Source organism: Pedobacter namyangjuensis, assembly GCF_003313325.1.
GTDB lineage: Bacteria > Bacteroidota > Bacteroidia > Sphingobacteriales > Sphingobacteriaceae > Pedobacter > Pedobacter namyangjuensis.
On record NZ_QMHQ01000001.1, the window covers coordinates 541,777 to 557,376 of the forward strand.

10 protein-coding genes and 2 tRNA genes are annotated in these 15,600 nt (G+C 37.9%); 9 read left to right on the forward strand and 3 right to left on the reverse strand.

All coding sequences use genetic code 11. The features are described 5' to 3' along the window. Positions 1-67 precede the first annotated feature (67 nt). The 6 genes from DUT69_RS02540 (at position 68) to DUT69_RS02565 (ending at position 9,331) form a co-directional block, all read left to right on the forward strand. Entirely contained in the window at positions 68-2,944 is a 2,877-nt protein-coding gene (locus DUT69_RS02540; RefSeq protein WP_113652453.1) for a PD-(D/E)XK nuclease family protein, read from the forward strand. Between the two features lie 206 nt (positions 2,945-3,150). Then, positions 3,151-3,726, forward strand: coding sequence for a GNAT family N-acetyltransferase (locus tag DUT69_RS02545; protein ID WP_113651561.1), 576 nt, complete (start codon positions 3,151-3,153; stop codon positions 3,724-3,726). A 24-nt stretch (positions 3,727-3,750) separates the two neighbouring features. After that, positions 3,751-4,110: a bleomycin resistance protein gene (locus DUT69_RS02550; protein ID WP_113651562.1), complete on the forward strand. Its 360-nt coding sequence runs from the start codon at positions 3,751-3,753 to the stop codon at positions 4,108-4,110. Positions 4,111-4,239: 129 nt separating this feature from the next. Beyond that, positions 4,240-5,226 (forward strand): pyruvate dehydrogenase complex E1 component subunit beta, encoded by a 987-nt coding sequence (locus DUT69_RS02555; RefSeq protein WP_113651563.1) that lies wholly within the window; start codon positions 4,240-4,242, stop codon positions 5,224-5,226. 115 nt (positions 5,227-5,341) lie between these two features. Beyond that, a complete protein-coding gene (locus DUT69_RS02560; RefSeq protein WP_113651564.1) occupies positions 5,342-6,712 on the forward strand; it encodes an alpha/beta hydrolase family protein in 1,371 nt (456 codons plus the stop codon). A 291-nt stretch (positions 6,713-7,003) separates the two neighbouring features. Further along, entirely contained in the window at positions 7,004-9,331 is a 2,328-nt protein-coding gene (locus DUT69_RS02565) for a Tex family protein (protein ID WP_113651565.1), read from the forward strand. A gap of 104 nt (positions 9,332-9,435) precedes the next feature. On the opposite strand, the gene DUT69_RS02570 is transcribed toward DUT69_RS02565, so the two are convergent. Then, a complete protein-coding gene (locus DUT69_RS02570; protein ID WP_113651566.1) occupies positions 9,436-9,909 on the reverse strand; it encodes an Lrp/AsnC ligand binding domain-containing protein in 474 nt (157 codons plus the stop codon). A gap of 153 nt (positions 9,910-10,062) precedes the next feature. Here DUT69_RS02570 and DUT69_RS19140 point away from each other — a divergent pair. The 3 genes from DUT69_RS19140 to DUT69_RS02575 all read left to right on the forward strand — a co-directional run bounded on the left by DUT69_RS19140 (position 10,063) and on the right by DUT69_RS02575 (position 10,884). Next, a tRNA-Asp gene (locus DUT69_RS19140) sits at positions 10,063-10,172 on the forward strand. A gap of 95 nt (positions 10,173-10,267) precedes the next feature. Beyond that, positions 10,268-10,411, forward strand: a tRNA-Asp gene (locus tag DUT69_RS19145). 140 nt (positions 10,412-10,551) lie between these two features. Beyond that, positions 10,552-10,884, forward strand: coding sequence for a hypothetical protein (locus DUT69_RS02575; protein ID WP_113651567.1), 333 nt, complete (start codon positions 10,552-10,554; stop codon positions 10,882-10,884). Positions 10,885-10,922: 38 nt separating this feature from the next. On the opposite strand, the gene DUT69_RS02580 is transcribed toward DUT69_RS02575, so the two are convergent. After that, a complete protein-coding gene (locus DUT69_RS02580) occupies positions 10,923-12,227 on the reverse strand; it encodes an amidohydrolase family protein (RefSeq protein ID WP_113651568.1) in 1,305 nt (434 codons plus the stop codon). Beyond that, entirely contained in the window at positions 12,220-15,255 is a 3,036-nt protein-coding gene (locus tag DUT69_RS02585; protein ID WP_113651569.1) for an amidohydrolase family protein, read from the reverse strand. Before DUT69_RS02585 ends, DUT69_RS02580 begins: the two co-directional genes overlap by 8 nt. Positions 15,256-15,600 lie beyond the last annotated feature (345 nt).

A 15,600-nucleotide genomic window follows, 5' to 3' on the forward strand; every position in this document is an offset into this window, starting at 1 on the left:
TCAGCATCTGTTTCGCAGGCCCTGATTGCTGAAAGGCCGGAACAGGGTGACGCTACTAGAACATACAATGAACCCATTTTTAAAAGAAGTTGCTGAAGATTTAGTTGCCAAGTTTGGCCAGAACTTGCAAGATTGTGCTATCGTTTTCAACAATAAACGTCCGGCATCTTACTTGCAAAAACATTTGGCAGATATTTACCAGAAGCCATTCTGGAGCCCCGCATTTTTTACCGTTCAAGAGTTTTTTGCAGAAGCAACCAGCTTAAAAATTGCCGATCATTATACACAGTTTTTTACGCTGTACGATTGTTATACCGATTTGCTAAAAAGCGAAGGTTTGGAAAAACTGCCTTCAATTGCTAAGTTTCATAATATTGCCCGCATCATTTTGGGCGATTTTAATCAGATAGACAATGATTTAGTTGATGCGGATAAGCTTTTTACAGAACTGGAAGACATAGCCATTATTAATCAGCAATTTGATTTCTTAACGGCAGAACAGAAAGAATTTTTATCGCAGTTTTGGCAATCTTATTCTGAAGGTAGATACAAAAAACAGCAGGAGCTTTTCATCAAAATGTGGCATCGAATGCCGGTGTTATATCGCAATTTTCATGAAAAGTTAGCAGATAATGGTTTTACAACAATGGCCAGGTTGTATAAAAATATCGCCGAAGGCAAAAACGATATAGATTTTACTGCAAAATATGCGGATGGTAAATTAATTTTTATTGGTTTTAATGCGTTAAGCAAAGCTGAAGCAAAAGCGTTTAAACGTTGGCAAGATGAAGGTAAAGCAATTTTCTACTTCGATACAGACAGCTATTATCTGGAGGACGAAATGCAGGAAGCGGGCCTTTTTCTTCGTAGAAATTTAAAGCAAATCGGCTTAAAAAATCAGTTGCCAAACGAGCTTAGTTACATCAAATCTGCACAGCGTGATGTGAATGTTTATAAAGTGCAGGGGCAAACCGCACAGGCAAAAATTGTAAACGAACTTTTGGCAGATGAAAAGGAACAAATTTTAAATCAGCAAGCGGTAAATACAGCGATTATTTTGGCCGACGAAAGTTTGTTAATCCCAGTTTTGCAGACTATACCGGCTAGAATTGAAGATAAAAAAGTAGATGTAAACATTACGATGGGTTTTGGTTTAACAAATTCGTCGCTTTATGGATTAGCTGATTTATGGTTAAGCGTACAATCTGAAGTTAATGCGAAAAAAACAGTTCAATACCAGACAGCAATTTCATTTCTGTCACATCCATTAATTGGCATTAGTGATGTAATGCGACCAAAAATTATTGACGCTTTAATTAGGGAGCAGTTAATAGAAATACCCTATGGTCGTTTAACTCGGCAAGGAGGTTTATTCGCTACATTTTTTGAGCCTATTACTTCATCCGCCGATGCGGTAAAAACGTTAATTGAAGTGTTGGATTATGTTCTACAACGCGAACTAGCTTCCAAAAAACTGAAAAGAATTGATGCAGAGTTGTTTGGTAAAACCATGCAAGAATTAAACCGTTTGCAGGATACGCTTCAGCATCATATAGCTAAATATCAAAAAGATATTGAGTTGAGTTTTGTGCTTTCTTTGATCCAAAAATCATTGAGCGCTATTGCAGTTCCGTTAGAAGGAGATCCCTTAAACGGTATCCAGATTATGGGTTTGCTAGAGAGTAGAAACCTGAATTTTGATAGGGTAATTATTTTAGGTTTAAATGAAGGAATTGTTCCGCAGGCATCTACCGGTACAACTTTTATTCCGGATAGTTTAAGGAGAGCGTATGGTTTGCCTGTTCTCGAAAATCAGGATGCGATTTCTGCCTATATGTTTTACAGATTGATACAAAGATCAAAAAGTATAGATTTTGTCTATAATAGCTTAACGGATGAGAGCAATAGTGGAGAACCATCTCGATTTATAAAGCAATTAGAATACGAAAGCGATTTCAATTTTCATCACAAGGAATTACAACTAACGGTTAAAACAGAGTTGAAAAGAGATGAGGTTGTGATTAAGTCTGAGAAAGTTCAACAAGTTTTGAATAAATATTTGTCTGGACAGAAATACCTATCTGCATCTGCATTAACCACTTATATTTCAAATCCGATAGACTTCTTTTACAAATATGTTGCAGGGATTGAAGAGCCAAAAGAGGTAGAAGAAACGGTTGAGGCCTACAAAGTTGGTTTAATTTTGCATGATGTGATGGAGCAATTTTATGCGCAGTTAAAAGCCATCGATCCAGAAATTACAGCAGAAAGGATTAAAGAAAAAAGAGATGATATTCCGAAGTTAATTATGCAGGGTTTTGCACAGGTGTTGTACGAGAATAGAAATGTTCATGTACAATTAAACGGGATGCAAAAAGTTATTTATGCAATTGTATTGGAGTATGTAAACATCATCTTAAAACAAGATACCGAAGATGCGCCTTTTACTTTAATAGGCCTGGAGCAAAAAGGAAATGTGAGCTTTAATTTTGAGGCAAATGGCAAGCAACAGCAAATTAAACTTTTTGGTATTATAGATAGGGTTGATTTAAAGAATGGCGTTTACAGAATTGTAGATTATAAAACAGGGAGTGATAAGTTGAAATATTCATCGATTGAAGAGTGCTTTGATACGGATTGTGGCAACATAAACAAAGCATTAGTACAAACACTTTTTTACACGCATGTTTACGAGCAAATTTCAAAAAATGAAAATGTAGAACCGAATTTGTACATCGTTAAAACAATGAGTAAAGATGGAATAACCTTCTCAGGAAAAAACGGTGTACTTCGTGATGAGTTTTTGGCTTCAGAAAAATTACTTTTCCTAAATGCATTGAAACTTAAGTTGAAAGAATTGTTTGATTATAATATTCCTTTTAGGGCAAGCCAGGTTCCAGGGAATTATGTCTATTCTATTTATACTACATTGTTTGGGAGATAGTGTGGCTAAAGCGATTGCCTTTTTCATTTAATCCGTTGGCTGAAACCAACGGCAATGAAAGGTTTTAAAGATGGCTTTAGCCAAATTTTCTTTATTTTGTTAAAGCTTAATTAAAAACCAAGAAGTTCATCACGCAAAAAATTCATTTAATGATGAAGTTAAAGAATTTGAAAAATTATATGGATTTTTAGTTACGAAAAAAGAAAATGCTTAAGCTCAATTTCCCCTCATTCCCAACATTGCAAACCGATAGGTTGATTCTTAGGTCACACTCGCTTGCTGATGCAGAAGCGTTATTCGCCCTGCGTACACACGAAGATGTAATGCGTTATATCAACAGAGAAAATCCTAAAAATATAAAAGAAACCGAAGAAAGAATAAGGCAGGTGCACGAAGGCTACAATAGTAGGATTTCGGTTGCTTGGGTAGTTGCGCAAAAAGAAAACCCAGGGAAAATGATAGGTGAAATTGGATATTACAGAACTGACTTGGCAAATCATAGAGCGGAAATTGGCTATATGTTACACCCAAGTTTTTGGCGCAAGAAAATAATCTCAGAAGCTTTACATAAGGTTGTTTCATTTGGTTTTGAAGAAATGAAATTGCACTCTATTTGCGCAACTATTAATCCGGGTAATAACGCATCCAGACAAATTTTGTTAAAGCATGGTTTTAAGAAGGAAGCTTATTTTAAAGAAGATTATTACTTTCAAGGTAAATTTTTAGATAGCGAGATTTATGGTTTGCTAAATAAAAATTGGAATATTGATAATACTTTCTAAATATTAAAATCTAAAAATTAAATTATGCTAAAAACTGCTGTGCCCATTCTCGCCTCCTTAAATGCAGAAGAAACCATCAAATTTTATACAGAAAAACTGGGTTTTACCTTTCATAATAATTGGGATGGTTATCTTATCTTCAGTAAAGATGATATCAATATTCATTTATGGCCAACCGAAGATGAAAGTGTTCCAAAATCTACTGGCTGTTATGTAAATGTAACCGCGGTTGATGACTTGTTTGCCGAATACAAGGCGCAAGGAGTTGTTCATCCAAACGGAACATTAAAGAATATGCCTTGGGAAATGCGTCAATTTTCCATATTGGACAATAATGGAAATATCATCCATTTTGGAGAGGATATTTCTAAAGAAAAGAAATAAAATAGCTGATATTTGGCAGATGTTAGAACATAATTCTGTGTCACAAAATATTTAGCCTGCGTTATCAAAACAAACTTTAAAATTACGATGTAATAGTTATATTTGCGCTTGGTAATTTTTTAATAAACAATGAGAGAAATCCAATTCAGAGAGGCACTACGCGAAGCACTAAGCGAAGAAATGCGTAAAAACGAGAACATTTTTTTAATGGGCGAGGAAGTTGCGCAATACAACGGAGCATATAAAGTTAGTCAGGGTATGCTTGACGAGTTTGGCGACAAACGCGTTATAGATACACCAATTGCAGAGTTAGGCTTTGCCGGAATCGGTGTTGGCGCTGCCATGAATGGCTTAATTCCGATCGTGGAATTTATGACATTCAACTTCTCTTTGGTTGCTATAGATCAAATTATTAATGCGGCTGCAAAAATTTTATCAATGAGCGGCGGCCAGTTTTCTGTTCCAATCGTTTTCCGTGGTCCAACTGGTAATGCTGGTCAGTTAGGTGCACAACACTCTCAAAATTTCGAGAACTGGTTTGCAAATTGCCCTGGTTTAAAAGTTGTTGTTCCTTCAACTCCATATAATGCAAAAGGTTTATTAAAAGCTGCTATTAATGATCCAGATCCGGTAATCTTCATGGAATCTGAAGTAATGTACGGCGATAAAGGTGAAGTTCCTGAAGAAGAATACACTTTAGAAATTGGTAAAGCAGTTGTTGCGAAAGAAGGTACAGATGTAACCATTGTAACTTTCGGTAAAATGTTAACTCGTGTTGTTAACCCAGCTGTAGAAGAATTAGGTAAAGACGGTATCAACGTAGAAGTAATCGATTTATTAAGCGTTCGACCGATAGATTATGCAACGATTATCGAATCTGTTAAGAAAACAAACCGTTTGGTAATTGTAGAAGAAGCTTGGCCATTGGCATCAATTTCATCAGAAATTACTTTCAACGTTCAAAAACACGCTTTCGATCATTTAGATGCACCAATCTTGCGTATCACTTGTGCAGATGTGCCACTTCCTTATGCGCCAACACTAATTGCTGCTAGCTTACCAAATGCAGAGCGAGTTGTTAAAGCGGTTAAAGAAGTAATGTACGTTAACAAATAATTAGAACAAACCCAACGGTTTAAAATACAAATCCCCTAAGCTTGCTTAGGGGATTTTTTCGTTTAGGTTCTTTAAAGCTTTTTGAAAATATTATCTTGGGTAAAATCCCAAAAATATGAGAATATTAAGCTTTTTAAGCATCATTTTACTATCAGGTAGCCTTTACGCACAAGATATAGCGGGCCGTTGGAATGGTGTGTTAAAAATTCAAGGCACTAGTTTGAGAGTTATTTTCGATATAAAAAAAGCCGAAGCGGGCTATACAGCAACAATGGATAGCCCAGACCAAGGTGCAATAGGCATTCCGGTAAATAAAACCACTTTTCAAGACGGCCTGCTAACGCTTTCGGCACCTAACATGGCTTTAACTTACGAGGGGAGATTAACCGATGAGACGATTGTTGGCGATTTTAAACAAGGCGGACAAACATTCCCTTTAACTTTATCAAAAAAGGTTACAGAAAAAGTAAAAACACCGCGACCTCAAACTCCAGTTGCTCCCTTCCCGTATTATTCAGAAGAGGTAACATTTAATAATGGTTCAGCCAATGTTAAGCTTGCTGGTACGTTAACGCTACCTCAAAAGGAAGGCAACTTTCCGGCGGTTATTTTAATTACTGGTAGCGGTCCGCAAGACAGAGATGAGAAACTTTTCGACCATCAACCATTTCTAGTACTATCTGACTACTTAACAAGAAACGGTTTTGCAGTTTTAAGGTATGATGATAGAGGTGTAGCGCAATCAACGGGAGATTTTAAAAATGCTACAACGCAAGATTTTGCAACGGATGTAGAAAGCGCAATAGCTTATTTACGTACACGAAAGGAAATAAACCAAAAGAAAATTGGTTTAATTGGCCACAGCGAAGGTGGAATGATAGCGCCAATGGTTGCTGCGCAAGATAAAGGCGTTGCCTTTGTTGTTTTGTTAGCCGCACCGGGAATGCCAATAACAGAACTCATGCTTTTGCAAAAAGAGAAAATAGAGCGCCAGGCAGGAGTTTCTGAAAAGGATTTAGCTGATGCTCAGAGTGCTTTTAAGGGTGCATACAAATTAGTTTTGGCATCGAGTAAAAACGATAATCAATTAAAAACACAACTAAATAATTATTTTAAAGAGAAGTTAAGCGGTAATGTGCCCGATAAAGATATAGCCACAATCGTTAATCAATTAACTGCCACGTGGTTCTATAATTTCCTTAAAACAGATCCGAGCATTTATTTAACAAAGGTTAAAGTTCCGGTGCTTGCATTAAATGGCGAGAATGATTTGCAGGTTAGCGCTAAGGAAAATCTACTAGGCATACAAACCGTTTTAGCTAAAGCAGGAAATAAAAATGTAACGGTTAAACAATTTCCAGGGTTAAATCATTTGTTTCAAGAAAGCAAAACCGGTTCTCCTAGCGAGTACGGGCAAATAGAACAAACAATATCCCCAATAATATTAACAGAGGTTTTAAACTGGTTAAGGCTACAAGTCAAATAAATAAATTGTTCCAAAAAGCATAAAAAAACTTTTAAAAAACTTTTTGTAAAGCTAAACGAGTATTCCATCGCATTCTTAGTCCCGCTTTTTATTACAAGTCCGCACTCGTAAACTCGTTTGCGGGCTTTCCATTTCAATCGGGTTTATTTTACAGAAATGCATTGCTGCTATTTACATTTTTCCTATCAAACGCTAAATAAAAACCCAATAAATAAGCGAACATAAAATGTTATTAAAATCATTTTAATCTCAATAATCATCTGCCTAAATTAGCCTCTTCTAAAGCAAAATATGGAATTACATTACCAAAGCATAGCAAGTGCTTTAAATATAGCTGTTAAGCAAGTGAGCGCAACTATTAGCCTTTTAGACGAAGGCGCAACCGTTCCCTTTATCTCTCGTTACCGTAAAGAGGCAACGGGAAGTTTAGACGAAGTTCAAGTAGCCGCAATAAGAGATTTGGCGCAACAACTACGCGAGTTGGATAAACGTCGTGAAGCAATTTTAAAGTCGCTTACCGAAATGGGTAAATTAACACCAGCATTGACAAAGCAGCTAAACGAAGTTAAAACACTAACTGCTTTAGAAGATATATATTTGCCATACAAACCTAAACGTAAAACAAGGGCTTCGGTTGCTAAAGAGAAAGGTTTAGAGCCTTTGGCATTGCGTATTTTATCTCAAAGTAGAATAGAGCCCAGCGCCGAGGCTGAAAATTACATAAACAAGGAAAAAGGTGTTTTAGACAGTGAAGAAGCATTAGCGGGCGCAAGAGATATTATCGCCGAAATGATAAGCGAAAATGCGGACGCAAGAACCAAAATGCGTAATCATTTTATGCAAAAGGCAACTTATAAAACGGTTGTAGCAAAAGGCAAAGAAGAAGCTGGCATAAAATATAAAGATTATTTTGAGTGGGAAGAAAATGCTAAATCGGCGCCTTCTCATCGTGTTTTGGCAATGTTAAGGGGCGAGGAAGAAGGTTTTTTGAAGTTAAATGTTCTTCCGCCAGACGAACCTGCAGTAGAATTATTAGAGAACCAGTTTTTAACTGCCCGGAATCCAGCTGCAGATCAGGTGCAATTAGCTATTGCAGACGGTTACAAACGTTTACTTCGCCCTGCAATGGAAACAGAGTTGAGAGCTGCAATTAAACAAAAAGCAGATGAAGAAGCCATAAAGGTTTTTGCTGCCAACGCTCGTCAGCTTTTGTTGGCTGCGCCATTAGGGCAAAAAAATGTATTGGCTATAGATCCGGGTTTTAGAACTGGTTGCAAAGTGGTTTGTTTGGATAGGCAAGGACAGTTATTGGTTAACACAACCATTTATCCGCACACGGGCCAAGGCAATTTAAAAGACGCGGAATGGCAATTGAAACAGCTTTGCGAGAAACACGAGATAGAAGCAATTGCAATTGGCAATGGTACAGCTGGGCGAGAAACAGAAACTTTTGTACGTGGCTTAAAAATCCCTAACCTATTAGTGGTTATGGTAAACGAAAGCGGAGCTTCAATTTATTCGGCATCGCCCTTAGCTAGAGAAGAGTTTCCAACACAGGATATTACCGTTCGTGGTGCCGTTTCCATAGGTCGTAGGTTAATGGATCCTTTGGCAGAGTTGGTTAAAATAGATCCAAAATCTATAGGTGTTGGGCAATATCAACATGATGTAGATCAAAATAAGTTGCAACAAAGCTTAGATGATACGGTAATAAGCTGTGTAAATGCAGTTGGTGTAGAATTGAACACCGCATCTAAACAGGTATTGGCCTACGTTTCAGGATTAGGTGATACACTGGCGCAAAATATAGTAAATTATCGCAATGCGAATGGAGCGTTTAAAAATAGGGAAAGCTTAAAAAAAGTTCCTCGATTAGGCGGAAAGGCATTTGAGCAGGCTGCGGGGTTTTTACGCATTCGCGATGCAAAACAGGTTTTGGACAGTAGTGGCGTACATCCAGAACGTTACGAACTGGTAAACGAGATGGCAAAAGATCTGGGATGTACGGTTGATGACTTGATCAAAGATCAAAACCTACAGAAAAAGATTAACCTACAACGTTACGTTACGGCAGAAGTTGGTTTGCCTACCTTAACGGATATTGTTAAAGAATTGGCAAAACCAGGTCGCGATCCGCGTGAGCAATTTGAGGCATTTAGCTTTGCTGAAGGCGTAAATTCAATGGAGGATTTGAAGAAAGGGATGAAACTTTCGGGTATTGTAACCAACATTACCAATTTCGGTGCTTTTGTAGATATTGGCGTACATCAAGACGGCTTGGTGCATACCAGCCAACTAGCTAACCGATTTGTAGCAAACCCTAATGATGTGGTTAAAGTAAGTCAGGTGGTAGAAGTAACCGTTGTAGATGTGGATATTGCAAGGAAGAGAATTTCTCTATCGATGAAAACGGAAGAGAGTCCGAAAGTTGGTAAGACCGAAAGTCAGAAAGAACAAGGAGCAAGGAGCAAAGAACAAGGATTTAGAAACAGAGAGCAGGGGACGAAAAACAATGAGCAACACTCAAAGAATTTCAATCAAAAACCTCAACAAGCCAAAAAAGAGGCAGATGGCGATTTACAAGAAAAACTTGCCAAACTGAAAGGAATGTTTAAGTAGAGCAAAGAATAAGGAGCATTGATTAGGTTTGTTAACTAGAATAGTATAAACCCTTGCTCTTTGTTCTTTCATCTTTGCTCTTTATTCTTTTAATCTTTGCTCCTCTAAAGCTCTATCTGCCTTTTAATACTTTCTTCTAACGAAATCAGTGTTTCAGTACGTTGTATGCCTTTTACGGCTTGTATTTCTTCGTTAAGCACATGTCTCAAATGGCCCGTATCTCGACAGGTAATTTTGGCAAACATACTGTAAGAGCCAGTAGTGTAATGTAGCTCTACCACTTCTTTAATTGCGCTTAGTTGTTCTACAGCATCTTTATATAGCGAACCTTTTTCTAAATAGATACCTAAAAATGCAGTAATATCATAACCAGCTTTTTTAGGATCTATGATTAAATGCGAACCTTTAATAATGCCCATGTCCATCAACTTTTTCATTCTAACGTGTACCGTACCACCAGAAATGATGAGTTCTTTAGCAATTTCTGTATAAGGTTTAGTTGCATCTTGCATCAACTGTGTTAAAATCTGAATATCGAGGTTGTCAATTTCTAAATTTTGCGTTTCTTTTTTAAGCATAAATTTTAAAATTTTTAATGATTTGTAAAAATAAATGAAAAAATGATAAAAATTAAATTAAATCAATAAAATATTTGCAACATATTTGATAAATGTCTTATGTTTGTATCAAGCAACAACAACGAAATAGTTCTTTAACAATTGCTTATACTCTGTAGGGTGGTGAAATTGGCAGACACACCTCCTTGTCTCGGTGGTAGAGAATTTGGGAAATCCAGTAATGGTACAACCACTCTATGAAGGTTCGACTCCTTCCCCTACAGCACTTAGTTATAAGTAGTAAGTTTTTAAGTTGTACGTTTTCTTTGCAAAATGCTACTTATAACTTAAAAAGTATTACTTAAAACTTAGTAAATAATGTTGGGTGGTGAAATTGGCAGACACACCTCCTTGTCTCGGTGGTGGGGATCATGGGACAAACGCAATTTATGGGTTGACCACAAATTAATTTTGAATTGCAGCTAACTACCCCTTGAAGGTTCGACTCCTTCCCCAACAGCCAGTTTTATAAATAATAAGTTAGTTAAGGGGATGGTCCAGGTACAGGCCATCCTTTTTTTATTCTACGGCTTCAAAAACGTACTTAAGTTAGCTCTTTTTTATTATTCTTGATTGCCAGCTCGACTGGCAATTGTAATGCGAATGCATACAAGCTTTAGATTGGCTTCGCTGAACAGAAACTTTTCTAAACACATATTTAAGCTTGATAAAGACCAGTTTTTCATAATTTTCGAATTAAGATACCCAACCGAGTTGGGTATGACGGAAGATGTGGGCCAACGATGGAAATGCTTAAAGCAAAACCTTTACAAACCAGCCTCCGACAGTAACGAAAATCCTTTTACCCTTTTGCACAAATTGGCTATTGGCACAGGTGCAACTTTGGGTAAAAGATTGAAGTGTATGGCGGGAGTGCCGAAAATATTAGTAGTGCCTTTGCGCTACAAAAAATATAAGTACATAAAAAAGCCATGAACCTTAATTGATTCATGGCTTTAAATTATACGATACGGTTATTTTATGCCGTATTTATCGCTAAATCTTTTGTCTAACTGTTTATGTAGGTTGTCTAAATTAATAGATCTTCCTTGAATAAATGCAGTTTCAACTTTGTTGGTTTTCATATCTAACGCATCACCAGCAGATATAAAAATTGTAGCATCTTTGCCAACTTCTATGCTGCCAGTAGTTTTGTCTATACCCAAAATTTTAGCTGTATTTAGGGTAATGGTTTGTAGCGCTTTTTCTGCACCTAAACCCCATGTAGCAATGGTACCAGCCATAAAAGGCAAGTTCCTTTGTTGCCAGTAACCATCAATGCTAACTGCAACGGTAACACCCGCATTTGCTAAAATAGCTGCATTTTTATAAGGCATATTCACATCGTCATCTACATTGCTCGGCAAAGCATGCGGTTGACTAACCACTACTGCAATGTTGTTGTCTTTTAGGAAACTTGTAATTAGGTAGGCTTCGTTTCCGCCAACTATTACTGGAGTGATGCCGTATTTTTTAGCAAAATTTACTGCAGCTACAATATCTTTTTGTGTGCCAGCGGTAATGAACAATTTTTGTTTGCCGTTAAACAAATTTGCCATAGCGGCCAAACGAGCATTGCTTGTTGCTGGTTTAGCACCTTCGCCATAAGCTTTTGCTTGCGAGAAGATCTCTTCTAAATCGGCAATTGCTTTTTGCGTTCTTTCTGCCAGTGCATCTGCAGAGAATCCGGGTCTGTTAAAACCACCTCTAAAGCGTGGAGTAGCTGGCCAGTTTAGGTGTAAGGCATCATCGGTTTTTATAGCCGCGTCTTCCCAGTTCCAAGCATCTAACTGCACTACAGAAGAACTGCCTGCAATAGTACCGCCTTGTGGTGTAATTTGCGCCATTAAAACTCCATTACTGCGTAAGGTAGGTTGTACTTTAGAATCTGTATTATAGGCTACAATAGATCTGATGTGCGGATTCATGTTTCCAATCTCGGCAAAATCTAACGTAGCTTTTACCGATTCGAATTCTGCCAAACCTAAATTGGTGATTGGCGAAATAAAACCAGGATATACGTGTTTGCCATTAGCCGAAATAACATCGGCGTCAGTTAACGCGAATTTTACTACTGTTGCATCTCCAACACCGGTTATTTTGCCTTTGTCGAAGGTGATATAGCCGTTTTCTATAACTTGGCCATTGCCAACATGAACAACCGCACCTAATATGATTACCTTTTTGCTCTGCGGTTTAGCAGGAACAATATTTGCTTGTGCAAATGCTACTACGGTTGACGCAAATGCGAAAAAAGCCGTTAAAATATATTTATTCATGAGAATGAGCTCCTTCCATTTCTGTAGTGTATTCGTGTAAATAATCGCTAACAGATTCGCAGTGATATAGGGTTTGAGGAACTGCAACCGGACGTTGAGTTCTGCCACCTTTGTTTTTGCTGTCTAACATTTTTTGAATTAGCCTAGCACGTTCTGTTTGTTGCGTTTTCTGCAACTGTGCATCTTTTTCTAAATCCCAATAAGCAATGCCATCTACAAAAGTTTTTTCTGCTTTTGCATAAATAGAAAGCGGGTTGGCCGACCAAACTACTACATCGGCATCTTTACCGGCTTTTAAACTGCCCACCTTATTATCTATGTGAAGCATTTTAGCAGGATTTAACGTTACAAATTTTAAAGCATCTTCTTCAGAAACGCCGCCATACAAAACAGATTTTCCAGCTTCTTGGTTTAAACGACGAGCCATTTCTGCATCATCTGAGTTAAAAGCTGTAGTAATACCTACGTTGTGCATAATTTTTCCGTTGTACGGGATAGCTTCCTGAACTTCCATCTTGTAAGCCCACCAATCTGAGAAAGTAGAAGCGTTAATGCCACGAGCTTTCATTTTGTCGGCCACTTTGTAACCTTCTAAAATGTGGGTAAAGGTGTTAATTTTAAAGCCTAAGCTATCTGCAACATGCATTAACATGTTAATTTCACTTTGTACATAAGAGTGGCAGGTAATAAAACGTTTGTTATCTAAAATTTCTACCAAAGCGTCTAACTCTAAATCTCTACGAACGTTATTGCCTTTAATGGCTAAAGCTTTTTTATACTCCTGCGCTCTTGTAAAATGATCTACAAAAGTTTGCTCAACACCCATACGTGTAACTGGGAAACGAGCTCCTGTACCAAAGTTACTTTGTTTAACATTTTCGCCAAGGGCGAATTTGATAAAGCCATCGGCACCTTCAAATTTCAGTTCCTCAGGTAGCTTGCCCCAACGTAGTTTAATTAGTTGGGATTGTCCGCCGATAGGATTTGCCGAACCGTGAAGGATTTGAGAAGTAGTAACCCCACCAGCCAATTGGCGATAGATGTTTACGTCTTCAGAATTTATAATATCTGCAATTCGAACCTCTGATGATGAAGATTGTGCTCCTTCATTTATACCGCCCGTGCCGGCAATATGCGAATGCTCATCAATTAGACCGGCGGTAATGTGTTTGCCGGTTGCATCAACAACTTTTGCAGCACCCGCAGCTAAATTTTTACCGACTGCCTTAATTTTACCACCCTCTAAAAGTACATCTGCATTTTGCAAAATACCTTCTTTTTCGTTAGTCCAAACAGTGGCATTTTTTAATAAAACGCTTTCTGCAACAGGTTGTACAGTATTACCAAAAGCAACCATTGGATAAATTAACGGACCATTTGCAGCTAAAGCAGGTTTCGGCTCTTCGCGTTTTGGCGCTTCTTTGTTAGCTTCCTTAAAAGTAGCTGTCCAATTTCCTGTTGTGCCTTCAGAAAGGGCAAATTCGCCCTTAAAAGCAATAGGGCTTACGTTGGTTAAGTAGCCACTTAAACGAATATCGCCTTTAGGATTTTTCTTTAGGTTAAAGTTAATACTCACCCAGTCTCCACTACGTACAAAAGTTGCGGTAGTTTTTACGCTGTCTGCACCAGTTCTTTCAATAGCAGCTGCAGTTCCGCCACCTGTACCCGTAATTTTTAAGGTTAAAGCGCCAATTCCGTCAGCATTTAAATTATAAACACCACGTAAATCGGTTACATCCATTTTGCTTACGATAAAACGTTTGCCTTGCACCCAATTTTCGTAAATGATGTTGCTGCTTTTAAAAATATTTTCAGACGTGATCAAGAAGTTAGCCAATTTACCTTTTTCCAAAGAACCAACTTTGTCGCTAATGCCTAGCATTTTTGCAGGCACTTCTGTTACAGAAAGTAAAGCTTGTTTTTCTGTTAATCCATTTTCTATCGCAGTGCGAAGATTAGCCCAAAAATCTCTAGGGTTATCTAAGCTAAAGGTTGTTAAAGCGAAATTAACACCTGCTTTTTCCAGAACGGCCGGGTTGGTTGGTGCCAATTCCCAAGCTTTCATTTGACCTAAACTTACGTTTCTAGCTTCTGCTGGATCTTCAACATCAAAAGCCTTAGCAAAGTTTATAGGGATAATTAAACTTGCGCCACTTGCTTTAACCGCATCTATACGTTGGTACTCATCGCCATTTGATTTGATGATGTATTGTTTGCCAAACTCTTTTCCAATTTTTGCAGCACGCAAAATATTTTGCCATCCATCGGCCTCAAACAGTTGAGGTAAGTTTTGCTGTTTGTTAAACTCATCTAAAGAAATGTTATATTCTTCTTTTTGGCCTTTGTACCAGCTTGCATCTAAATAAGTTTGGCGCAAAAGGGCAATAGAACCCATTAAAGACGAAGGATAGTCATTTGCTGAAGTTCCTTTGTTAAAAGAGTAATTAGCTGCGGTTTGGTCTTTAATCATCGCCAGGTTTTCGCTAACATCTGTTAACGAAACAGCAGCAGAGGTACCGCGGGCAATACCATCACGATTGATAGCATTAACACTTCCAAAACCCACTTTGCGCAAATCGTCTGCTTTTTTAGCATCTATCGCAAAAATGTTTTTCACTTCAGTTTCTGGTCTAATAGCTTCGTTCCAGTTATAAGCGCCTTTTTTTGTTGAAGTAAAGATGGATTGACGGCCACCGCCGAAACCGCCAGCTGTAGCACGTTGAGATTCGGCTATGCCGTAAGAAGTAAATGCATCAATTAAAGATGGGTAGATGTACTTACCTTTCAAGTCGATAACAACATATCCCTTTGGGATACTTGTACCTGTACCAACCGATTGGATGGTTTTGTCTTTGATTAGCAACACGCCATTGCTAATAGTTTGGTTAGCGTTTACTACAATGTTTGCATTAGTAAAAGCGTACAATCCGGGTCTAACGTCGAAAGAGCCGTTTACCGGATAGGTTTGCTGAGCAAATAAAATTGTAGCAGAAAACACCAACGCTAGCGTTAGTAAAATTTTCTTCATATTGTTTAGGGTTATTTAATGCCTAAATCTATTGATAAATAAATATTTATTGTTGATATATCTTAGATTTTACAATCTCTATTTACGATTATTTTTTGAAAATGAGCGGGCAGTTTTCTATACCAACCGATGTCCCGCTATCGCCTGTAGCCTTGTTCGTTCCTCACTTCGGGCTACCTGGCTCTATCTGGTTTAAGAACAAAGTTTCTGTGCGACAAACCCGACCCAAAAGCAGTGAAGATGTAGCTTAGCTCTGGCGTACTTCGTCATTGCCAGCTCGACTGGCAATCGTAATGATAATAGCATGTAGGATAAATTCCCATCGCATTACGATTACCGTTTGCA